Source organism: Hafnia paralvei ATCC 29927 (genome assembly GCF_001655005.1).
Taxonomy (GTDB): domain Bacteria; phylum Pseudomonadota; class Gammaproteobacteria; order Enterobacterales; family Enterobacteriaceae; genus Hafnia; species Hafnia paralvei.
Map to the genome: position 1 here is coordinate 64,905 of NZ_LXET01000041.1, position 23,578 is coordinate 88,482.

Consider the following 23,578-nt stretch of genomic DNA (forward strand, 5'->3'; position numbering starts at 1 on the left):
GGTTAGAAAAATGTCGTTAGTTCTCCAACCGTCGGCGCGCAATCACCGCCTCGGAACGAAACCACATACGCGGCAACGTGGTTGGCTAATATCAACGAATCTTTAGCCGTGAGTCCACTCGCCAGCCCTGCGAGCAATCCCGCACAATGACTATCGCCCGCACCGATCGTATCAACCACCTGTACACGGCAGGGTTCAACCCATCCAGCATCGTCATGAGACCGTTGGTAATAACACCCTGCATCTCCCATTCTGACCACCACGAGTTCATGAGTCAGCTCATAAAGCCGATGGCAGAATGCGACAACGTCATCACCTTGCATGCCCAAGAGTTTAGCCTCACGCTCGTTCAACGTCAGGATCACTCCGGGGCGAAGCAGTTGTTGTACTGTTTGCGGGGCAATACGATCTAATCGAGGGCCAAAATCAATCACGACTTTAACTTCCACAGGCAAGTGCTGTAGCCAATTAATCAATACATCGCTGCTCGGAGAACTTAACTGATAACCAGAGACTGACACAAAACCGGATGTTGGCTGCATAGATTCCAGCCAATGCGGCTGCCATTGGTTCTCAATGCCGTCGAAAGAGATAAAAGTACGCTCACCATCCGGCTCAACCAGCGCCAGGCACCAGCCATTATCGCCACCGTTTACATTAAGCTGACTTTCAATACCTTTCCGCGCCATTTCCGCTCGTAAGCGATCGGCCCACATACCTTCGCCAACGGGCAGCATCGGTGTGCAATTTACCTCAAGACGATGCAGCGCTAAGACAATATTAAGCGCGCAGCCCCCCAGATGTACGCCGCGCTCGAAAGCAGGCTGATCGCCACCTCGCTCAGGCAAACGATCGGTTTCTGCCACAACGTCCATCACTGAGGCACCAAGCACCATCACGGGCTGCGCCTGCTTGCGTTGTTCAACAAATTGGTTCAGCCACGGTTTCATTATTTGCTTTCCTGCCATTGAGCGCGAAATTGTTCAAACGCACGGCTATAGCGCGTCATATCAATGGGATTGGTTTTCTTTAGCGTATCCAGCCACGCCTTTTTGATCGCATCAACGCCTTGCAATGCACCACAGATCGCCGTCGCCATTGCCCCGATGGTGTCGGTATCGCCCCCAAGGTTGGCACACAATTCCGCGCACCGATTCGGACAGCCGTTAGCCAAATCCACCATTGCTATCGCTGCAGGAACTGATTCGATAGTACTCACACCGGCTCCGACCAACTGATAGACACGCTCGCTGGCATCTTCAATACCATCCGCATGGGCAACCACGGAAAGCGCGAGTTCAATACGCGCTGCCAGCGACGCGCTGAAAGTGGATGGACGGAATTCTTGTGCATAGGCGGCAACGGCAGGCAAAGCCGTTTTAATTTCGGCCCAGCTTGCGCCCTCAATCGCTTTAGATACTGACCACGCAATGACGACTGCCCCCGCGACAGCAATATCAGACTTATGCGTTGGGCTCGACGCCTCCCACACCTGATCAACAAAGGTGCGTAACGGTGCCGATGGCAAGACACACCCTAGGGGTGAAACACGCATTGCTGCGCCATTCGTCACACCATTGTTTTCCAAACTGCTAATCGGCTTGCCTTCTTTCTGCTCACGCAGCGCCACTTTAGAGCTTGGGCCCAAGATATTTTTATTGAATGCATCAAAGCTATCGACCCAACGAATAACGTTACGCGCGATCAGCTCTGGAACCACTTTCCCATTTGCCTCTAACAAGGCATCGGCTAATGCTAGCGCCATTGACGTATCATCAGTGAATTGGCCGGCGGAAAAATAACAAGCAGCAGAGTTTTCCTGTGGGCCATCCAGAAAACGATCAATCCAACCAAAATGACTGCGCACCCGAGAACGTGGCCACAGCTCAGACGGCATCCCCAGAGAGTCTCCCAACATCTGGCCATAAAGCGCTCCCAGAATGCGTTGCTGGATAGTTAGATCTTTTCCTGCCGATACTTGTAACGTCATAACAACCTCAATATTTCATCGGAGACACGGGCCAAAGACCTGTCGTCTCCGCTAGGATTCAAAAAACAGTATTAATTTCAGAGGGTAATTTGGCCGATTTCTTTACTCTTTTCGCGGAAAAATAGTACGAATAACAGCATGACCGCAAACACCATCGCTGCCCCCACGCCCCAGACGGTAAACCAGTCGAAAGTCATCCCGTTGTGCGCTTCAGGTAGTTGGAATGCTGTCATTGCACGCCCGCCTAGCCAGTTACCAATAAAGCTACCGAAGCCCTGACAAATCAGCGTGATCAGGCCTTGAGCCGCGGTGCGCATATGAGCAGGTGCTTTCTTATCAACGTAGATATAACCGGTGACAAAATAGAAGTCATAACTCACGCCATGCAACAGAATGCCGATGAATAACATGCTGTACATCAGCATGTCTGCTGTACCGCCGTAGATAAAGAGAACATAGCGGATACCCGCGGTGACAAAGCCTAACAACAGCACTTTCTTAATACCGTAACGCTTAAGCAGGAACGGCAACGCAAGCATGGCGAAAATTTCAGAAACCTGACCCAGCGTCATCCACCCTGTCGCATTTTGTAAACCAACCTGAGTTAGGTAGCCATTTGCAAACTGGTAGTAAAACGCCAGCGGCATGCAGAACAGGAATGAGCACAAAGCAAAAATAGCGAATGAACGATCGCGCAATAGTCCTAGCGCGTTCAGACCCAGCAGGTCTTTGATGTCCGTACGCTGCCCGACTTTCGGCGGTGTATTCGGTAGCATGAAGCTGTACAGACCGAGTAGCACAGAGGCAATAGCGGTAACAATCAACGGAAGGTTAGTGTCAGAGACGTTTTCCATCCCCAATAATGGTGGTAGCACAAATCCAACCACCAGCCCAGAAGCAATCCATCCTAAAGTGCCTAACACACGAATGCGTGGGAAATCCTTTTCCGTATCGCGAATATTGGCAAAAGCGATACTATTGGTCAGCGCTACCGTTGGCATATAGGTCAAGGCATAGACGACCAACAGCGGGAAAAAAGTAGAGAATTGAATTTGCCAAGCCAACAGCAGCATCAGCCCCCCACCCACTATGTGTAACCACCCTAATACTTTCTGCGCAGCAAAATATCGGTCTGCGATAACCCCGACTAACACTGGAGATAGGATAGCGGCAATGGCAGTACTGCTGTACGACCACGCAATTTCAGAGGGAGAAAACCCCAGTTTGTTCAGATATTGCCAAAGCGGAACAAACCACGCCCCCCAGATAAACCATTCCACGAACATCATCACGGAGAGTTTTGTATTGTTATTATTCACAGTTTGCATTTGATTTCCTTGCACACGAATGGACTAAGAACCCTTTCATTGCGTAGTACCTTAATAATACCATTGAAATAATACTGAGAGCTGAATCGAACAATCATATTTCCTTCCCCCTTAGAGGCAATCGTTTTCTTTGCCATTTTCCTCCTATGCTCCCTAAACCCACCCTTGGCTAGTTATCGATAGTTATCTGAGTGGTAAATAAATTGTATGAAAATATTTTCTTAATTGTTTTTTATATCCATGCAATTACAATGGAATATATGATTAGCAACCTAATCATAAACAAGGCAACTAGATGCCAATTATAAGACTCTCATCATCCTTCGATCCTCTCTTCTCAATCTGGCGCTAAATCAAAGCCAGCTGCATTTTATGAGTAGAGCGTATCCTTTAATGCAAGGTGCTGTAGTTATGTCAAAGCCCCATGAAGCAATGCCATCCAGAAGGCAATTTTTAAAAAAGACGCTCACACTTATCCCACTAGCCGCGGCTACCGGTTCGGGGGTTGTCTCGTTCGCATCAGCGGCGCAGACAGCCTCTGAAAAATCGCCCGGCGTCAGCCAGCACTATGTCCCTCTTTACTTTAATAATGAAGAATGGGCATTTTTGTTGGCTGCCTGTGAGCGATTAATCCCGAGTGATGCCAATGGCCCAGGGGCCGTTGAGCAAGGTGTGCCGGTGTTTATCGATAAACAAATGGAGGCTCCTTTTGGGCGCGGCGGTCTCTGGTATATGCATCCGCCATTTGTCTCTGCGGTTCCCGAGCTTGGATACCAATCCAAACTCGTGCCGCGAGAGGTTTATCGTTTAGGTATCAGTGAGGTAAATAACTATTGTCGCAAGCAGTTTAAACAGCGTTTTGCCGAACTTTCCCCAGATCAACAAGATCAGGTTCTCTCTAATCTTGAAAAAGATAAGCCCAGCTTCGATAGCGTATCCGCGAAAATGTTTTTTGACCTACTGCTGCAAAATACCAAAGAAGGCTATCTGGCGGATCCTATTCACGGCGGAAACCAGACGTTGGCATCGTGGCAACTCATAGGTTTCCCCGGAGCTCGCGCCGACTACACGGATTGGGTCGACCATCCGAATGAGCCCTACCCACAAGGCCCCATCAGTATTTCCAGCAAGAGGACTGCATAATGACAACAATAAAAAAAGAGCCCGTTGATGTGGTTATTGTCGGCTTCGGCTGGACAGGCGCCATTATGGGGATGGAAATGACCGATGCGGGCTTGAGCGTCGTCGCTTTAGAACGCGGGGAAAAACGCGATACCTATCCTGATTTTGCCTATCCTCGCATCGCTGATGAACTAACTTATGGGATCCGCCTAAAACTCTTCCAAGAGGCATCAAAAGAAACGGTTACCGTGCGCCACAACCCGGGTGATTATGCCGTTCCATATCGTCAATTTGGATCGTTTCTGCCAGGTAACGGCGTCGGCGGTGCCGGAGTACATTGGAACGGAATGCACTGGCGCGCCCTTCCCAGTGATTTAAAAATGCATACCACCGTGATGGAACGTTATGGTAAGTCATTCATCCCTGAAGGCATGCTGTTGCAGGACTACCCTGTGAGCTATGACGATTTAGAACCCTTTTTTGATAAGTTCGAAAAAGTATGCGGAACGGCAGGAAAGTCAGGCAATTTGCAGGGGAAAATTATTGATGGCGGTAACCCTTTCGAAGGGCCGCGGATGTCTGAATACCCAACGCCACCGCTTAAACAACTGTACTCTGGCACATTGTTTAGCCAAGCGGCTAAAGAACTCGGATATCATCCTTTTGCTATCCCAGCCGCCAACTGTTCCCAGCCTTACACCAATCCCTATGGAGTCCAACTCGGCACTTGTAACTACTGTGGGTTCTGCGAACGCTTCGGATGCTTTATGTATTCTAAAGGCTCCCCTCAATCGACGATTCTCCCGGTATTAACTCAGAGAAAAAACTTCGAGCTACGCGCTAACTCCATGGTCATAAAGGTCAATCTTGATAGTAGCGGTAAAAAGGCAACCGGAGTGACTTATGTCGATGCTCAGGGGCGTGAAATCGAACAACCTGCCAGCATCGTGATTTTAAGTGCATATCAACTGCACAATGTTCGTCTGCTGTTACTCTCTGGAATTGGAACACCTTATAACCCACAAACGGGCGAAGGTATGGTCGGCAGAAATTACGCCTATCAAATGAACAGCGGTATCTCTGTATTTTTTGATAAGGACACCAATTTCAATCCCTTCATTGGTGCAGGCGCCGCAGGCGCTGTTATCGACGACTTCAATAGCGACAACTTTGATCATAGCGATCTCGGTTTTATCGGTGGCGCTTACATATCTGCAGTGCGCACCGGCGGTCGCCCGATTCAACAAATGTCGTTACCCGCAGAGACACCAACATGGGGGACTGGATGGAAGCAAGGGATTAAAGATAACTACCTGCACTCCATGAGTATTGGTTCTGAAGGTTCCGTGATGCCGTATAAAGAATGTTATCTCGACCTCGATCCCAACTATAAAGATGATTTCGGCCAACCGTTATTGCGTATGACATTTGATTGGAAGCCAAACGAAATCAAAATGACACAGCACATCACCAGCAAAATGCAGGGAATTGCGACGGCTATGAACCCTAAACAGATGAAAATCTCTGTAATGGATATGAACAGCCATTACGACGTACGCCCCTATCAGTCAACGCATACCACCGGTGGCGCTATCATGGGCGACAATCCATCCAATAGTGTGATTAACAAATATCTGCAAAGCTGGGACGTACCCAACGTCTTCGTACAGGGCGCCAGCGCCTTCCCACAAAACATGGCCTATAACCCCACAGGATTAGTTGGCGCACTTGCTTATTGGTCAGCACATGCCATTCGCACTCAATACTTAGCCAATCCTGGCCCATTGGTTCAGGCCTAACAGGGAGAGCAATCATGAAAACGATCACGCTAACACAGCTAGCCATGCTCTTACTGGGTACGAGCTGTTTTTGCATCCAAGCCGCGCCTACACCACTCGAACAACGCATCGCCCATGGAGAATATCTCTCACGCGCAGGTGATTGCGCCGCCTGCCATACGGCTCCCGGAGGGCAACCTTTCGCGGGGGGATTAAAAATGACCACGCCGGTAGGTGCAATCTATTCAACCAACATCACGCCGGATCGAAAAAACGGGATAGGTGAATATAGCTATGCAGAATTTGCGGATGCTGTTCGCCAAGGCATCCGCAAAGATGGTAGCCATCTTTATCCAGCGATGCCCTATCCTTCGTTTGTGAAAATCAATGACGACGATCTTCAAGATCTCTATCTCTATTTTCAACATGGCGTAAAACCTGTCGCTCAGACAAACAAAGACAGCGATATCCCATGGCCACTCAACATGCGATGGCCACTCGCCGCTTGGAATATGTTATTCCGCCACGATGGTACATACCAAGTCGATACACAACAAAATACAACGTGGAATCGTGGGGCTTATCTTGTGCAAGGACTAGGCCACTGTGGCTCTTGCCATACGCCTCGCGGAATAGGTTTCCAAGAGAAAGCCCTTGACCAGACGGAGTCAGAATATCTGAGCGGAGGAACGTTAGAAGGCTGGCACGCAGCTAACCTGCGCGGAGATAAAGTCACAGGATTAGGCCGCTGGAGTGTGCAAGACATCGCCCAGTTCCTAAAATCGGGTCATACAGAAAAATCGGCAGCGTTCGGCTCCATGACAGATGTGGTGCAGGATAGTACTCAATACCTTAGTCATGATGATTTACAAGCGATTGCCGTGTATGTGAAATCACTTAAACCTGTTGGCGATAGTGCCCCAGAACCCACTCGTGACGACAAGACTTATCAGGCACTGGCAAGCGGAAAAGTCACTCAGACAGGAGCTCAGATTTACCTCGATAATTGCGCAGCCTGCCATCGTTCAGATGGTCTCGGCTACAAGAATACGTTTCCTGCTCTCGCACATAACCCTGTCGTGCTAAGCAAAGATCCTTCATCGCTGATTAGTATCGTGCTGAAAGGCTCTCATGTTCCAAAAACGCAGTCAGCCCCAACAGGCCTCACGATGCCCGACTTTGGCTGGCGACTCAACGATGAGGATATCGCTCAATTGCTATCATTTGTACGAACAGGCTGGGGAAATCAGGCCGAACCCGTTAGCGCATCGCAGGTCAGCGATATCCGTGCAGATCTGCCTAAAGCGGATATCAAGCACTAATTCGATTTGTAACCGGACTAAGCGTGAGACCTATGCCGTAAATATTTAATCCCCTATGGCAGAACCGGACCGTTAAAAGACCTAAAAAACCGCAGTGACGTATTCCTCTCCTCATACGCTGCGGTTTCTTCGTTTATCTTATTGCACGCAGACAAAGTTCCCTTTCAAGAGAAAAACCTGTAAAAGCCCATTTCACCTCGTTTATTTTTCGTTTAAGTTTGGAGGTACATGGTTGAGGAAAGGTTTAGTTGGTTCTTTCGATACTAGTTGTCGCAGTAACAAAGACTACAACAATGAAATATCGAGGAAATGACACATGTTTAAACAATCTTTATGCGCAGTCGCTATCATTAGTGCTATGAGCGGCGTTGCACTTGCAGATGACTACACCTACGTTGCTGGCGGCTTGCAGGTGGGCGGCATCACAAACAAAAGCGATTTTGATAAATTAGTGCACCAGAACCGTCCAGATCAAAGCAAAACCACCATGGGTGGCTTTTACCTGCGCGGTGGATATGGTTTCGAAAACAATGTGTTCATCGATGCGCGTTTAAACGCAATGGGTAATAGCCAGCGAGCTAGCGGCGATAGCCTGCTTGGCTTGGGTTATCACTTTGCCATTAACCCAACCACCGATATGTATGCTTTGATCGGCGCGAGCGGTCACGCTGTTTCAAGCAACTTTGATTATGATAAGAAGCGTGATGAAAACTGGAGCAGCGCAACCGGTGAGATTGGCGTTAAAAGCCACATCACCGACAAAATCAGTATGAATGCTGCTTATCGCTATGCTGAATATGATAGCCGCGGCTTCAATGAAGCTCGTATCGGGGCTGGTTATGCGTTGACGCCTAATCTGGCCGCCGAAATTGGTTATACCTACCATAACTGGAAAGTTGACGATCAGATCGGTGAGATCGGGATCCGCTATACTTTCCAGTAAAATAACATCATATGCGTTTGCCAAGAGGCATCGCCTCTTGGCCTTATCTTATGGAGAAGTCACTCATGCGAATTCTGGTTGTGGAAGATAACGGTTTACTTCGTCACCACCTTTCAGTTCAGATGCGAGATATGGGACATCAGGTTGATGCCGCCGAGGATGCCAAAGAAGCCGATTTTTTTGTTAAAGAACAAACGCCAGACATTGCTATCGTTGATCTGGGTTTACCAGGTGAGGATGGACTCAGTCTGATCCGCCGTTGGCGTGCTGAGCAAATCAAACTCCCTATTTTAGTACTCACTGCACGGGAAAGCTGGCAGGATAAAGTGGCCGTGCTCGAAGCTGGCGCAGATGATTACGTGACAAAACCTTTCCATCTCGAAGAGGTTATTGCACGTATGCAAGCCCTGATGCGTCGCAATAGCGGCTTGGCCTCACAGGTCATTACCCTTCCACCATTCCAGATCGATTTGTCTCGTCGTGAGCTTACGGTGAATGAAAACCTCATCAAGCTGACCGCATTTGAATACACCATTATTGAAACGCTCATTCGTAACCACGCCAAAGTCGTCAGCAAAGACGCGCTAATGCTACAGCTCTACCCTGATGCCGAGTTGCGAGAAAGTCACACCATCGACGTATTGATGGGGCGTCTGCGTAAAAAACTACAAAACGAATACCCGCAAGAAGTCATCACCACGGTTCGTGGACAAGGCTACAGGTTTGATATTAACTGATGAACCTTCCGCGTTGGGCACACTATAAAGCACAGCCGTTTTCGCTAAGAACACGGTTTTTACTCGCGACAGCGGCCGTTGTATTTATGCTATCACTGGCCTACGGAGTCGTTGCGGTCGTCGGCTACGTCGTCAGTTTTGATAAAACAACGTTCCGTCTGCTGCGGGGCGAAAGCAATCTGTTCTTCAGCTTGGCGCATTTTGAAAATGGCAAATTGACCATCACTTCGCCGCCTAACTTCGATCTTAACGCACCGACGTTGGTCATGATTTACGACGATAAAGGCAAACTGCTCTGGTCACAACGCAAAGTCCCCGAACTAGAAAAGCGCATTGATAAATCTTGGTTGGAGAAGCCCGGTTTCTACGAACTGGACTCCAGCACCATATTCAGTAGCGCCGTTTTGGGGGATAACCCGAAGGTTCAGGATCAACTAAAAGATTACGACGACGACGACGACGATGCCATGACGCACTCCGTGGCCGTTAACCAATATGCGGCAACGGACCGCCTACCGGCACTGACTATCGTTGTCGTGGATACTATCCCTCAAGAGTTGCAAAACTCGGATATGGTTTGGGGGTGGTTCACCTACGTACTTATCGCCAATATTTTGCTGGTCGTCCCGCTGCTTTGGTTAGCCGCATATTGGAGCCTACAGCCGATAAAGCTGTTGCTGACACAGGTGCGAGAGTTGGAAAGCGGCAAGCGAGAACTTTTGAGTGAAAATCCTCCTCGCGAACTGCGTGGCTTAGTGCGCAATTTAAACATCCTGCTCAGCAACGAGCGCCAGCGCTATACTCGCTATCGGACGACATTATCAGACCTCACTCACAGCCTAAAGACACCGCTCGCGGTGTTGCAAAGCACACTCCGCTCGCTGCGTAATGGAAAAGACTTAAAAATTGAGCAGGCTGAGCCGATTATGCTGGAGCAAATTAGCCGTATTTCACAGCAAATTGGCTATTACCTGCATCGCGCCAGTATGCAATCTGAGCACAACATGCTCAATCGAGAACTTCACTCCGTTCCGCCGTTGTTAGATAGCCTTTGCTCCGCACTCAATAAGGTATATCAACGCAAAGGGGTTGATATCACTCTGGATATCTCTCCCGAACTCACGTTTGTCGGCGAGAAAAATGATTTCATGGAAGTCATGGGGAACGTGCTGGATAACGCCTGTAAATATTGTCTAGAGTTCGTTGAGATCACGGCACAGCAAACGGAAAAAGAGCTCATTATTATCATCGATGATGATGGGCCTGGTATTCCCGCCAGCAAACGCGATTTGATTTTCCGCCGTGGACAGCGAATCGATACTCTGCGACCTGGACAAGGCCTTGGTTTAGCATTAGTTGATGAATTGCTACAACAGTATGATGGTGAAGCCATTATCACCGATAGTCCCCTCGGTGGCGCACGCATGAGTATCCACTTCGGCCGTCAGCAAATTTCACATACGCTCGACTGAGCGTCGCAAGTGTCCCTCCTTAGACTCACAAACGGCGCATAACAGGCGCCGTTGTCTAATATATTTTCTCTAAAACCTAAATTATTTTCTTTAAAACCAGAGTTGTGACAAACAGGCGGAGGAATCCCACGGTACTTCCGTTATAATCCCAACAGATACATACACAGGGAATTAACAATGGATTATCAACTCGATCTCGACTGGCACGATTTTTTGCAACGCTACTGGCAAAAACGCCCCGTCATTCTAAAGCGCGGGTTCAAGAATTTCGTTGATCCCATTTCTCCTGATGAATTGGCTGGCTTGGCAATGGAAAACGAGGTCGATAGTCGCCTTGTTAGCCATCAAGACGGTCGTTGGCAGGTCGCACATGGCCCTTTCGAAAGTTACGATCATCTCGGTGAGAATAACTGGTCGATTCTGGTTCAAGCCGTCGACCATTGGCATGTTCCATCCAGTGCTTTAATGCGCCCTTTCCGTAAACTGCCAGACTGGCGTACTGACGACCTGATGATCTCCTTCTCGGTACCTGGAGGTGGCGTTGGGCCACATTTGGATCAATACGACGTATTCATCATTCAAGGAACCGGCCGCCGTCGCTGGCGCGTAGGCGAAAAGACACCGCTAAGACAGCACAGTCCGCACCCCGACCTCCTCCAAGTCGAGCCTTTCGACGCCATCATCGATGAAGAGATGGAACCGGGTGACATCCTTTATATTCCCCCAGGTTTCCCTCATGAAGGTTACGCGCTGGAAAACTCACTTAACTACTCCGTCGGTTTCCGAGCACCAAGTGGACGTGAATTGATCAGCGGCTTTGCCGATTTTGTGCTCGCTAATGAGCTCGGCAGCGAACGCTATAGCGATCCCGATCTTGTGCTACGCGATAACCCATCGGAGGTTCAAGCCGCCGAGCTAGAAAAGCTACGTGGAATGATGATGAGCCAGTTACAAAACCAAGATAACTTCAATCTATGGTTTGGTGAATTCGTCAGCCAGTCTCGCCATGAGCTCGATATAGCGCCACCTGAGCCACCGTATCAGGTAGGAGAGATTTATGAGCTGCTTCAAGCGGGCGAATCCCTAGAACGTCTCGGAGGATTGCGCGTCATTAACGTTGCAGGAAGTTGTTTTGTAAACGGTGAAGTTATCGTTACTGACCATGCTGCCGCTGCCCACGTTCTTGCCCGCGAATATGTGATCAATTCAGCCATGCTCGGCGATGCACTTGAGGATCCTAGTTTCCTTGCAACCTTAGCTGCATTAATTAATAGCGGGTATTGGTTCTTCATAGACTAAACCCTGCAGCTATTATCATAGCAATTCACTATTGGGTGGTCGTATATATACGACCACCCAATATAAATTAAAAAACAATATTAATATTTTATTTATTAACCAAATTTAACTTTAGATTTAGGCAACATATTTAAAATATGTAGCTATCAACCTATTACGTTACGTATTATTCTATTAATCTCTACATCACCTGAACGACAATGTCTTAAAATAAATCGCTATGGATGCGTTAACTAATAAAAAAATAGCTTTAAGCATTGATGTGCTAAAAGCGGCAAAATCGCGTATTGAATGGACTTTTGATACATTCTCTCGCGTTTGCGTTTCTTTTTCCGGCGGCAAAGACTCCACGGTATTACTCCATTTAGTTGCCGAATATGCGAAAGCGCATAACAGGAAATTCGACGTTTTATTTATTGACTGGGAGGCTCAGTTTACCCATACCATCACCCATATTGAGAAGATGCGACGCTTATATCATACCGAGATCGGAATGTTTTATTGGGTTGCATTACCCATTACGACGGGGAATTCTGTTTCGCAATTTCAGCCGGAATGGCAATGCTGGACTCCCGATATTGAGTGGATACGCAAGTTTCCCGCTGACGCCATCTCTGATACTGCTTTTTTCCCGTTCTATTATGACGGCATCACTTTTGAAGAGTTTATGCCGGCCTTCGCAAGCTGGTACTCCATGCAACAACCCAGCGCAATGATGATCGGTATTCGCACCGACGAATCATATAACCGCTTCTGGGCCGTTGCATCAAAACGAAAACATCGTTTTGCTGATGACAAACCGTGGACTACCGCTAACATTTCTGGACACTGCTATAGCATTTACCCAGTCTACGATTGGAAAACCGAAGATATTTGGACCTATTTTGCCTCAACAGGAAAAGCCTATAACACACTGTATGACCTGATGTATCAGGCTGGCGTAGCGCTTCGTTCTATGCGTATCTGCGAACCTTTTGGCCCTGAACAACGTCAAGGGCTATGGCTTTATCATGTTCTAGAACCTGAATGTTGGGAACGTGTTTGCACGCGTGTATCAGGTGCAAATACGGGTGGAATTTATGCAAATAACCGTGGTGATTTTTATGCTCGCCGTCAGGTACATAAACCCGATAATCATAACTGGCGCAGCTATGCCCTATTCTTACTCGACAGCATGCCGCAAAAAACCGCAGAGCATTATCGTAACAAAATCGCTATTTATTTACGTTGGTATCAGACTCATGGTTTTCCCATTGATATACCCGATGAACAAGAGAAAGACATTGGCTCTAAAGATATTCCGTCTTGGCGACGCATTTGCAAAGTTCTTCTAAGAAATGATTATTGGTGTCGTTCTTTATCATTTAGCCCAAATAAACCTAGTAGCTATGAGCGGTATCACAAAAGAATTCAGGCGCGCAGGAAGTGTTGGAGTGTTATATGAAGATTGATACGTTAGTTAACGATCTAAAAGTAGAGTTGGAATCTATGCCAGAAGCTATAAAAATTGAGGCTTTAAATAAGATCCGAGTCATGCTTCATCAAGTGAGTCCATTTAGCAATGAGCCTATCGATTGTGTACTCTGGAAGTCTATCGAGGATGTTGTCGCGAATGATTATAATCCCAATAACGTTGCCCCACCTGAAAAGCGCCTTTTATATACATCGTTATTGCGTGATGGCTACACCCAACCGATCGTTACCGCTCAAATAAAAGATGATGATAAAGACTATGTCATCGTAGATGGTTTTCATCGCCGTGAACTGGCCGCCGATCGTCCTAAGCTACGTAAACGTGTCCGCGGCTATCTTCCTATCGTCATCTTAAACGATCTAGAAAACGAAAAGTCCCATCGCATCGCAGCAACAATTCGTCATAATCGCGCGCGCGGCAAACACCAAATCAGCATCATGTCGGATATCGTACGCGAACTTTATCGCCTTGGCTGGAGCGATGAGAAGATCAGTGAAGAACTGGGCATGGACGCAGATGAGGTATTGCGTTTGAAACAAATCAGCGGATTGATGGAGTTATTTCAGGATCGCGAATTTTCCGAGGCATGGACGGTCAAATAGCCTAAACAATTTCGCCATCTTTACAGGATAAAGATGGCGAAATAAACAAACGCTATGTCATAACCGCACATGTACGACTATTTATAAATCTCTTCTAGCAGTTCGCGGACATACTCTGGCACCACCTGACTAGCAGAGCCATAATGCTTCTCATCAAACTGGCTCTCGACCTGACTTGGTTCGAGATTTAATTCTACCGTATGAGCACCATTCAGATGGGCTTCATGCACAAATCCAGCAGCGGGATACACATGGCCAGAGGTTCCAATCGCGATGAAGTAATCTGCTTTAGCCAACGCTTCGTAGATATCATCCATACCGATCGGCATTTCACCAAACCACACAATATGTGGACGCAGCGGCGCAGGGAACTGGCAGCAATGACAACGGTCATCAACGGAGAGGTCGCCTTCCCAGCGGATAACCTGTCCTGACTGGGTACAGCGAGCTTTTAGCAGCTCACCGTGCATATGGATAATTCGCGTGTTTCCCGCGCGTTCGTGCAAATTATCAATATTCTGTGTAACCAGCACAAAATGATCGCCCAGTTGGCGCTCAAGTTCTGCGAGTGCTAGATGCGCCCCATTAGGCTGAATCTCTGGCTGCTGCAGCTGATGGCGACGCGCATTATAGAAGCGCTGTACCAACTCAGGATCGCGCTGATAGCCTTCTGGTGTCGCCACATCTTCAACCCGATGCTCTTCCCATAGACCATCGGCTGCACGGAACGTACGTATTCCTGATTCGGCCGAAATACCTGCGCCGGTCAGAACCACAACATAGGGTTTAGTCATACACCCTCCCGCCTCATTGTTCGCGTGACAAAGTGTGTCACGGTGGAAAATTCGAGAGCGAAAACGCTGATGCCGCAATCGTTTGTTTTTCCTAAACCGGCATATACGATGACGGGTACGCATAACGACTGCTCCTCAATGGTTTCTTTGCCACAACAAAGATAATAATCGTAATTAGTCGGTCAGATTTAAAAATGCCGCGCCTCGCACTCCGCCAGCATCACCGTATCGAGCAGGCTCAATACGCGGGGCCTTGGCTGCGCTCAGCATAGAACGTGGAACCCGTTCGTTCAGCAAGGGATAAAGCTCGGAGAAATTCGATAGCCCACCGCCCAACACCACAAGATGCGGATCGATAACGGTGAATAAATTTCCCAAGCAAATCGCTAGCACATCAGCAAAACAATCAACGTGTGCCAACGCTTGTGCATCAGCGGCGCGGTAGTGAGCGATAATGTCTTTGGCTCCGAGCTTTTCACCGGTGCGATATTGGTATAACCATTCGAAACCGCGGCCTGAGATGTAGTTTTCGATGCAGCCCTGTTGCCCGCAGCCACAAGCAAGGCGTGGAGTATCCATCCCAATGCGATCGAGCGCATCAACCGGCAAACGTAAATGACCAAACTCTCCGGCAAGGTAATTACGGCCTGTAAAACTTTTACCGTTGATAATTAAACCACCACCCACGCCTGTGCCTAAAATAATCCCCAGCACACTCGGATAAGCGCGGAACTCTGCATCCCACGCTTCCGATAAAGCAAAACAGTTGGCATCATTATCAACACGCACGGGGCGTTTAATCAGGGCAGATAAATCACGCGGCAATGGTTTTCCCAGGGCTGACGGTATATTGACGGCATAAAGCGTGCCCTTATCTGCATCAATAGACCCAGGGCACCCGATCCCTACTTGCCCCTGAGTTCCCGTCAGGTTATCAGCCTCAAATACCAGTGATGCAAAGGCATTAAGCAACTCACGGTAATCATCATGCGGTGTCGCTATGCGTTTTTGCCAGATCGGGTTAAGTTCAGCGTCAAACACGCCGAGCTCAATTTTGGTGCCACCCATATCAAAACCGTAATACATCTACACAACTCCTATTGAGTCAGCATGCATTACTGACCACCGCTCAATACCCGCGCAGGATCTATACGACTGGCTCGTCGAGCTGGATACCAGCTAGCAACCAGACTTAGAATAATCGCCGTGGCAAGCACTTCCACTACATCAACCCAATGCAGTTCAGTTGGCAGGAAATCGATGGGATAGATATCTCCAGATAACAAACGATGTCCGATCACTTTTTCGATAATCTTCGAGATGTTCGTTAGCTGCAGAGATGCTACGACACCAATCACAACGCCGGACACACTCCCCACCATTCCAGCCAGTAAACCATACCAGATGAAAATAGCGCGGATCAGCCGATCTTTCGCGCCGAGCGTTCGCAGTACCGCAATATCGCTGCTCTTATCTTTCACGGCCATAACCAGCGTAGAAACAATGTTGAAGCAGGCCACACCAATCACCAGCACCATCGCCAAATACATAATGGCGCGGATCATCTGGATATCACGGAACATGTACCCATAGGTACCTTTCCAGCTACGAAGATACACGTAAGCATTGGTCACTTCACCCGCGTCACGCACCAGCTTATCGGCGTTAAACACGTCATTAACTTTGATGCTGATACCGGTGACACTGTCACCGAGATCTTGATACTGCTGGGCATCCGCCAGGGGTACCATCGCTAAGCTGTGATCCAGCATCCCACTCAGTTGTAAAATGCCGCTAACGTGTAGACGAATACGTTTAGGTTGTAATAGTTTCATCTGAGGATCGTTATTGGGCACCATCACAGTCACCCAATCCCCAACTTTTACATGGAGCGCATCGGCCACACCTTTGCCTAAAATAACCTGTTGCTCACCTGCTTTGAACTTCGACCACGCATTATCCTGCACATATTGTGACAGTGAGCTCACGCGGCTTTCTTGTTCAGGATTTACGCCGCGCAGTTGTACCGCAACTAGCTGAGTGCCACTTTCAATCAGCCCCGTAAACTCAACGTAAGGCGCGGCGGCAACAATGCCTTTAACTTTCTCCACACGCTCCAGCACCTGTGGCCAGCCAGTGAACGGCTGCTCTACAGGAAAAATTTCACCGTGGGGCACCACGGAGAGAATGCGATGGTCTAGCTCACGCTCAAAACCATTCATGGCGCTTAGCCCGACGATCAACACGGCTACGCCCAGTGCAATACCGATGGTAGAAATAACGGAGATCAGAGACACCATGCCACCACGGCGGCGCCCACGGCTAAAGCGTAGGCCGATCAGCAGGGATAATGGTGAAACCGACATTATTGCGCCCCCATCAGGGTCACATTTTGCTGAAGCTGCCCATCACGCATTTCAAGCTGACGGTTCAAGCGCTTAGCCAACGCTAAATCGTGAGTAACAACCAAAAAAGCGGTTCCTTGACGAACATTCAGCTCACCTAACAGATCAAAAATACTGTCAGCGGTACGCATATCGAGGTTACCGGTCGGTTCATCGGCCAACACCAGCGAAGGATTATTCACCAAGGCACGGGCAATCGCGACACGCTGGCGCTCGCCACCAGAAAGCTCAGACGGCCGATGGTGGCTACGTTTCGCCAAACCAACGGCGGTGAGCATATCCATGGCTTTACCCTGCGCATCCTCACCCTTTTTACCGCCGATCAACAACGGCATCATTACGTTTTCTAACGCGCTAAAATCGGGCAACAGATGATGGAACTGATAAATAAAACCCAGTTCGCGGTTACGTAATTCCGCCTTCGCGGTTGAGCTCATCTCATTCAGCGACTGGCCTTTGAATATCACTTCACCAGAGGTTGGCGAATCTAATCCCCCGAGCAGATGCAGCAGCGTACTTTTACCCGAACCAGAGCTTCCGACAATGGCCATCATTTCGCCCGGCTGCATGTCAAAGGTCACATTACGCAATACGTCCGTGTGCAATTTGCCTTCATGGTAGGTTTTGCACAGATCTTTGCACTGCAACAGTTCTTTATACAAAGACGGAGAATTACTCATAACGTAAAGCCTCAGCAGGATTCACCGCGGCAGCTCGCCACGACGGATATAACGTAGAAAGCAGCGCCAGCAACATTGCCACAACGGCAATCAGCACAACCTGCGGAATATTGATATCAACCGGTAGATTGCCACCGGCTAACATTTCCCCTAAACCAGGGATGACATTGATCTGGCTGGCGAACACCACGCCAAGCACTGCACCTAACAACGCGCCAATAATACCGGCGCTGGCGCCCTGCACCATAAACACGGACATAATCTGCCCACGTGTTAAGCCTTGAGTCTGTAGGATCGCAACTTCGCCCTGCTTTTCCATCACCAGTAAGCTCAGTGAAGTAATAATGTTAAACGCAGCCACAGCGATAATTAAGCTCAGCAGCAAACCCATCATGTTTTTTTCCATCTTGACCGCTTGGAACAGCTCGCCTTTACGCTCGCGCCAGTCCTTCCATTCCAAGCCTTTTTCCAGCGGTTGACTTACCAGAGCGTCAATCGCCAAAGGTTTATCCATATAAACACGCCAACCGGTGATATTCCCCAGCGGATATCTCATCAAACGCGAAGCATCCTGTTGGTTCATCAGCATCTGATACTGATCAACTTCGCTGTCAGCAGAAAAAGTGCCCACCACGTTGAACACGCGCTGGCTAGGAATGCGCCCCATCGGCGTGAATTGGCTAGCACTCGGCACCATGATCCGCAGTTTCTCGCCGCGCTTAACACCGAGCTGCCCTGCTAGCTGGTCACCTAAAATGACATTGTATTGACCGGGCTGCAGCGCCTGTAGGTTGGAGCCATTGAGATAAGCAGAAAGCGGTTCTTTCTCATTAGGATTGACGCCCAGAATGACGCCCACAGCTACGCTATGTGCGCTTTGCAACACGGCATTGCCGGTTGTCAGAGGGGCAACACGTTTCACCCCTGCCAGATGTTCAAACTGTGTGGCGGGGACCTGCTCTGGATTTATCGACCCTTGTGTCGATGTGATCAATGCCTGCGGCATCAATCCAAGAATATTGTTTTCCAGATCGCGCTCAAAACCGTTCATCACCGAAAGAACGATGACGAGCGCCATAACACCAAGCGTGATGCCTATAGTAGAAAGCCAAGAGACAAACCGGCCAAAGCGGTCTGAGGCTCGTCCGCGCATATAACGCAGACCGATGAATAACGCGACAGGTTGATACATGAAATCCGTTCGGTTGCTGTAGTTAAAGCAAAGAGATTGTTGATGATAATGTTTACAACCCCTTTAGGGAACCCAAAACACTCTCTATATACGGTTTTTTACCAGAAGACGGCAATTTCATCGCCTAGTAGTGACGCATTTTTGAGCACACTCACCTCGCTGTTCGTTTTACGGCGGTAACTTAGTTAGCGAAACATTCCATCCATGAATATTAGATATTCATCTTATACTTTTTACCTAAGGATATTCTGAAAAATAGCCTGTCGTACCTTAGACAACGCAATTATGCCAACTTCACCGACTCATAAATCGTCATTTTTTAATAGATTAAAATAGCTGTTTCGTATCCTAATTCAGTATTTCATCCACTTATTTTTTGCTGTAAAAATTCTTTTAAAAAAAATAACGCTAATAAAATTCACCATGATTCCTATCTTACTCATTCATTTTTATATAAAAATAGCAGATGTGCATATAACACCTTTTGGTACTCACCCTGCGCACTACTCAATTCATATAAACGATCGATAACAAAATACCAATAGATGACACCTATCAATTGATAGCCTTTCGATCTGTAAAACCATCTTTAATCACACAGAATTTATGAGTAAACTAAAACCATTAACAAGCTATATTATTATTTTTTTAATTAGACCAATTATAACAAAACAGGTGTTTGTAACTTTAAAAAATTCAGCGACCGGTCTCCACCAGAAGAATAATTCTATTCCATCTACTGTACTAAAAATATTTACACACGCACTAGCTCAAAGTGAAAAGAGGTCATTGCATAATAAAAGTACACATTGGAAATCGTAAACAGGGATCTGTATGCCACAAATTGCTATTGTCGAACGGTGCCATTTTATAAGGAATGGACTAAAAAGCCTCTTATTAGATATTACTCAAGAACAGGGGCACCACACTGAGATCCATACCTTCAACAGCATAAGCGATATCGATAAATGTCGTTATAAATCAGTAGAAAATGATCTTGACAGACTAATTATGGTCGTTAATGCGTCTAGTGGATTTTATAGCCTCACAAAAGGCTTTCATCCGTTCATTGAAAACTTAGTTGCCAGAATTCCTAGCATCAAAATCATTATTATTTGCGAAGATACACTGCAGCGCCTTGCGTATCATGAATTACGTTCTCATCACAGCGTAAGCGGGATTATTTCAACGAAGAGCAAAATTGATGACCTCAAAGCTCAGTTGGAGAGCGTTGTTTATTCTCATAACCAGTCAGTTCGGCCAAATAACTCATCCAGAATTATGCTAACTAAAAGAGAACAGCAGGTTATTAACGCACTTCTTTCAGGGAAAAGTGCAGCGACTATCGCTGGAAAGCTCAATGTCAGCCAGAAAACAATCAGTGCTCATAAAATTAACGCATTAAAGAAACTCAATATTAGAACAATCGCACTGCTATTTGACATATTACCTTTATCCAGTCAGGAGATAAATATGAATCCATATCAATAATCATAACCGAATGGAATCATCTCAAGTAAAAACAATTACCCTCTGCACCCTTCCTATCAGAGCATGATTTCAGCGTGCTAGGTAGAAAATACGCTCGTCTTAATATTAAGTTTTTATGAATCAGGGAATATTTTCATGGATAAAAAAATAACTCTCATTGCGCTCTCTTTAATTCAAGCCTTCTCTTTAGCGGGGTATGCGAACCAAGCCAGTGCGGCTACATTTTGTGGCGATCGCCCTAATGTGACTTGGGGTGGCGATAGCACCATCAGCGGCGACTTAGGCGCAGATCAATGCTACGAAATCGGCGCAGGCCCTGGCTACGCAGGTAGCGGTATCAATCTTAACGCTCTGGCAGGCAGTAAGCTTAGCGTCGTGGGCTACTTGAAAGACTCTACGGTTAACGATGGTGCAGAAGTCTGGATTGGTAAAGATCCAATGATAGCTTGGGATGATTATTTTGCAGATGCGCCAGCAAATGCCACCAATATCATAATCAAATCAGGTGCATTAATCCGTGTTGTTGAAAGCGGAACCTTGCGAGACTCTCAGATCGATGGTGGTACTGTTTACGTCTATAAAAACAAGGTGGACGGCGGGCAATCCATTGACAACAGTGTGAATGCAGGTGGGCGTTTGTTTGTTTATCTAGAGGGGAAATCCCAGGGAACTATTATCAATGATGGGGGAACCGAGTTCGTACAGCAAAAAGGAACCTCACAAAATACGCTGATCAACTCGGGAGGCACACAGCAGGTTCGCTTAGAGGGTCAGGCTGATAACACGACTATCAACGATGGTGGTACTCAATATGTGACTACTGGCGGCGTTGCCACAAATACACACGTGTATGGTGGCTCGCAAATTCTTACCGCCACCGAAACTAACCCTCTAGGTGGCACTGCTCAGCATACGCAGGTTTACCTCGATGGGACACAGCATATTTTGATGGGTTCATCTGCTGTTGACACCCAGCTTTTTGATCATGCTGAACAATATATTTATGCCAGTTCTTCGGCTGAAAATGTCACCATCAATGATAACGCCAGCACCACCCTGCGGGATACGGCTCAGTTGCTCGGTGAGACTCAGATAAACAATCAAGGCCGATTAAATATCATTGCCGAAGACCAGGATGCTGAAGCTTATGCTGAATCAGTTAATTTGAATGGTGAAAACACCGCTGTTCAGATTTTTGCCAACGGAAGTGATACTCAAGGCGCCCATATTGGAATTCTGCAAGGCAATGGGAACGTTATATTCTCTCAAGCTAACGCTGACACCCATTCACACTTAAACGTAGATAAGCTCTCAGGCAATCTTAACTTTTTGTTCAACAGCAGTATTCAGGAAGGGCGTGGTGATTTCTTAACAATAGCTGACGGCAGTGGCAATCATAAGGTCGTAGTACAGGACTCAGGCAAAGAGATCACCGATCCCGGCAATACAACGTTAAATCTAATTAATGATCAAAGCAGTGGAGCCCATTTCAGTCTGGCGTCTCTCTCAGGGCATACTATTGCTGCCGTGGATGGCGGCACCTATATGTACACGCTTAAAAAGCAAGCGGATAAGGATGGCATGCACGGCGACGTATGGTATTTGGGCTCTGATTTCTCCAGTACGCCAGATCCTGAACCTACACCCGACCCAGACCCGACTCCTGACCCTGATCCAACCCCCGATCCCGATCCAACCCCCGATCCCGATCCAACTCCGGAACCTGAACCTACCCCAGAACCGGAACCCACTCCGGAGCCACAACCAAAACCCCAGACGACACCGTCAACCGACGCGGTGCTTAGCATGGCCTCTGCAAATCAATTTATTTTTGATGGCGAGCTGCAGAGCCTAAGATTCCGTAAAGGTGACCTTAACGCGAGTAAAGGACAAAACGCGGGGATTTGGGGTCGATACTTGACCAACAACACTCACGTCGAAAGCACAAATAATGCGGCCTACCGCATGCAACAGAATGGCTTCGAGATCGGTGGGGACAAGGTCTTTACCTTAGAGTCCGGTTATTTGCTGGCTGGTGCGTTCACCTCATACAGTGACAATAGTTTGAAACACGCACGCGGGGGTAATAGCAGCATCGACAGCTATAGCATCGGGGCCTACCTGACCTATTTCGACAACAGCGGCTATTACATTGATGGTGTGTTAAAAGCTAACCGTTTTAGCAACTCACTCAACGCCAGAATGACATCTGGCAGCTCAGCCCGCAGTGATTATCATCAGAATGCTATCGGTGGTGCATTAGAAGCCGGTTATCACTACAGTTTTGCCGACACTTGGTTTGCCGAACCTTATTTACGCACTTCCTACTTCATTGCTGAAAGCAAAGACATTACGCTGAATAACGGCATGAAGGCGAACATCGATAATAATCGCTCGGCGAAGGCGGAGATCGGTAGCACTTTCGGAACCCAATTCTCCTTATCGAATGGCACAGACATCAAACCTTACATTCGTGTCGCCGTTGAGCGCGAGTTCATTAAGTCCAATAACGTAACGATTAATCGAAATAACGATTTCAACAATGATTTCTCCGGTAACGCAGGTAAATATGGCGCAGGCGTAAACGTTCAAGTGACGTCCACGACCACGCTGTACGCCGAGGCAAACTACCGCAACGGACAGCATGTTGAATCACCGTTGATGGGCAATGTCGGTTTCCGCATTAACTTTTAATCTATCGCATGACTCTCAATATCTCCGACTCTTTGGAGAGTCGGGGATATTTCTTTCATGGTTATTCTTTATTGTTATTTGGTTATTAATTCACCGCTTTAGCATTAACTCCCCTCAAATCTGCCGATAATTTCAGCAAATGAAAATAAAAATGAATATAACCATTTGTTTTTAATAATTTTAAATCAAATACCCTACTCTGCTGTTGCCAAAGAAAAGTGATAAAGGATAATAAAGCTCAGAACTGCGGTGCCT

General features: G+C 47.5%; 19 protein-coding genes. 11 read left to right on the forward strand and 8 right to left on the reverse strand.

Features of this window, described 5'->3' with window-relative positions; translation table 11 throughout:
- Nucleotides 1-2: 2 nt before the first annotated feature.
- The 3 genes from M988_RS10740 to M988_RS10750 form a co-directional block, all read right to left on the reverse strand.
- A complete protein-coding gene (locus tag M988_RS10740; RefSeq protein WP_039187717.1) occupies nucleotides 3-950 on the reverse strand; it encodes a PfkB family carbohydrate kinase in 948 nt (315 codons plus the stop codon).
- Nucleotides 950-1,990, reverse strand: coding sequence for an ADP-ribosylglycohydrolase family protein (locus tag M988_RS10745; RefSeq protein WP_039187716.1), 1,041 nt, complete (start codon nucleotides 1,988-1,990; stop codon nucleotides 950-952). Before M988_RS10745 ends, M988_RS10740 begins: the two co-directional genes overlap by 1 nt.
- 77 nt (nucleotides 1,991-2,067) lie before the next feature.
- On the reverse strand, nucleotides 2,068-3,318 hold the full coding sequence (locus M988_RS10750) for a nucleoside permease (RefSeq protein ID WP_064574100.1): 1,251 nt from the start codon (nucleotides 3,316-3,318) through the stop codon (nucleotides 2,068-2,070).
- A 411-nt stretch (nucleotides 3,319-3,729) separates the two neighbouring features.
- On the opposite strand from M988_RS10750, the gene M988_RS10755 reads away from it, so the two are divergent.
- The 9 genes from M988_RS10755 to M988_RS10795 all read left to right on the forward strand — a co-directional run bounded on the left by M988_RS10755 (nucleotide 3,730) and on the right by M988_RS10795 (nucleotide 14,067).
- Complete coding sequence (locus M988_RS10755; RefSeq protein WP_008813350.1) at nucleotides 3,730-4,461, forward strand: gluconate 2-dehydrogenase subunit 3 family protein; 732 nt, start codon at nucleotides 3,730-3,732, stop codon at nucleotides 4,459-4,461.
- Complete coding sequence (locus M988_RS10760) at nucleotides 4,461-6,239, forward strand: GMC family oxidoreductase (RefSeq protein WP_064574102.1); 1,779 nt, start codon at nucleotides 4,461-4,463, stop codon at nucleotides 6,237-6,239. Before M988_RS10755 ends, M988_RS10760 begins: the two co-directional genes overlap by 1 nt.
- A 14-nt stretch (nucleotides 6,240-6,253) precedes the next feature.
- Nucleotides 6,254-7,540 (forward strand): c-type cytochrome, encoded by a 1,287-nt coding sequence (locus M988_RS10765; protein WP_064574103.1) that lies wholly within the window; start codon nucleotides 6,254-6,256, stop codon nucleotides 7,538-7,540.
- Nucleotides 7,541-7,856: 316 nt separating this feature from the next.
- A complete protein-coding gene (locus M988_RS10770; protein WP_008813347.1) occupies nucleotides 7,857-8,483 on the forward strand; it encodes an outer membrane beta-barrel protein in 627 nt (208 codons plus the stop codon).
- A 65-nt stretch (nucleotides 8,484-8,548) separates the two neighbouring features.
- Nucleotides 8,549-9,220, forward strand: coding sequence for a two-component system response regulator PhoP (gene phoP / locus M988_RS10775; protein WP_008813346.1), 672 nt, complete (start codon nucleotides 8,549-8,551; stop codon nucleotides 9,218-9,220).
- Nucleotides 9,220-10,692, forward strand: a complete 1,473-nt coding sequence (gene phoQ, locus M988_RS10780; protein ID WP_008813345.1) for a two-component system sensor histidine kinase PhoQ — start codon at nucleotides 9,220-9,222, stop codon at nucleotides 10,690-10,692. The genes phoP and phoQ overlap by 1 nt, the downstream gene beginning before the upstream one ends.
- Nucleotides 10,693-10,869: 177 nt before the next feature.
- Entirely contained in the window at nucleotides 10,870-11,991 is a 1,122-nt protein-coding gene (locus tag M988_RS10785) for a ribosomal protein uL16 3-hydroxylase (RefSeq protein WP_008813344.1), read from the forward strand.
- 220 nt (nucleotides 11,992-12,211) lie between these two features.
- Nucleotides 12,212-13,435, forward strand: a complete 1,224-nt coding sequence (locus M988_RS10790) for a phosphoadenosine phosphosulfate reductase (protein WP_064574105.1) — start codon at nucleotides 12,212-12,214, stop codon at nucleotides 13,433-13,435.
- Nucleotides 13,432-14,067, forward strand: coding sequence for an IbrB-like domain-containing protein (locus M988_RS10795; RefSeq protein ID WP_064574107.1), 636 nt, complete (start codon nucleotides 13,432-13,434; stop codon nucleotides 14,065-14,067). The genes M988_RS10790 and M988_RS10795 overlap by 4 nt, the downstream gene beginning before the upstream one ends.
- Nucleotides 14,068-14,144: 77 nt before the next feature.
- Here M988_RS10795 and cobB read toward each other — a convergent pair whose 3' ends face one another.
- From cobB to lolC, 5 genes are read right to left on the reverse strand one after another with little or no spacing between them, the layout of a single operon-like run.
- Entirely contained in the window at nucleotides 14,145-14,984 is an 840-nt protein-coding gene (cobB, locus tag M988_RS10800; protein ID WP_064574109.1) for a Sir2 family NAD+-dependent deacetylase, read from the reverse strand.
- A gap of 51 nt (nucleotides 14,985-15,035) precedes the next feature.
- Nucleotides 15,036-15,947: an N-acetylglucosamine kinase gene (gene nagK, locus M988_RS10805; RefSeq protein WP_064574111.1), complete on the reverse strand. Its 912-nt coding sequence runs from the start codon at nucleotides 15,945-15,947 to the stop codon at nucleotides 15,036-15,038.
- A gap of 29 nt (nucleotides 15,948-15,976) precedes the next feature.
- Nucleotides 15,977-17,227: a lipoprotein-releasing ABC transporter permease subunit LolE gene (lolE, locus tag M988_RS10810; RefSeq protein ID WP_008813339.1), complete on the reverse strand. Its 1,251-nt coding sequence runs from the start codon at nucleotides 17,225-17,227 to the stop codon at nucleotides 15,977-15,979.
- Complete coding sequence (lolD, locus tag M988_RS10815; RefSeq protein WP_004090166.1) at nucleotides 17,227-17,946, reverse strand: lipoprotein-releasing ABC transporter ATP-binding protein LolD; 720 nt, start codon at nucleotides 17,944-17,946, stop codon at nucleotides 17,227-17,229. The genes lolE and lolD overlap by 1 nt, the downstream gene beginning before the upstream one ends.
- Entirely contained in the window at nucleotides 17,939-19,138 is a 1,200-nt protein-coding gene (gene lolC / locus M988_RS10820; RefSeq protein ID WP_061060096.1) for a lipoprotein-releasing ABC transporter permease subunit LolC, read from the reverse strand. Before lolC ends, lolD begins: the two co-directional genes overlap by 8 nt.
- A gap of 834 nt (nucleotides 19,139-19,972) precedes the next feature.
- Here lolC and M988_RS10825 point away from each other — a divergent pair.
- Both M988_RS10825 and M988_RS10830 read left to right on the forward strand, forming a co-directional pair.
- Nucleotides 19,973-20,629 carry a helix-turn-helix domain-containing protein gene (locus tag M988_RS10825; protein ID WP_064574112.1) on the forward strand — a complete coding sequence of 219 codons (657 nt, stop codon included), beginning with the start codon at nucleotides 19,973-19,975 and terminating at the stop codon, nucleotides 20,627-20,629.
- Between the two features lie 135 nt (nucleotides 20,630-20,764).
- The gene (locus M988_RS10830) at nucleotides 20,765-23,323 is read left to right on the forward strand and encodes an autotransporter outer membrane beta-barrel domain-containing protein (RefSeq protein ID WP_064574113.1); all 2,559 of its coding nucleotides are present in this window, start codon (nucleotides 20,765-20,767) and stop codon (nucleotides 23,321-23,323) included.
- The last annotated feature ends 255 nt before the right edge of the window (nucleotides 23,324-23,578 follow it).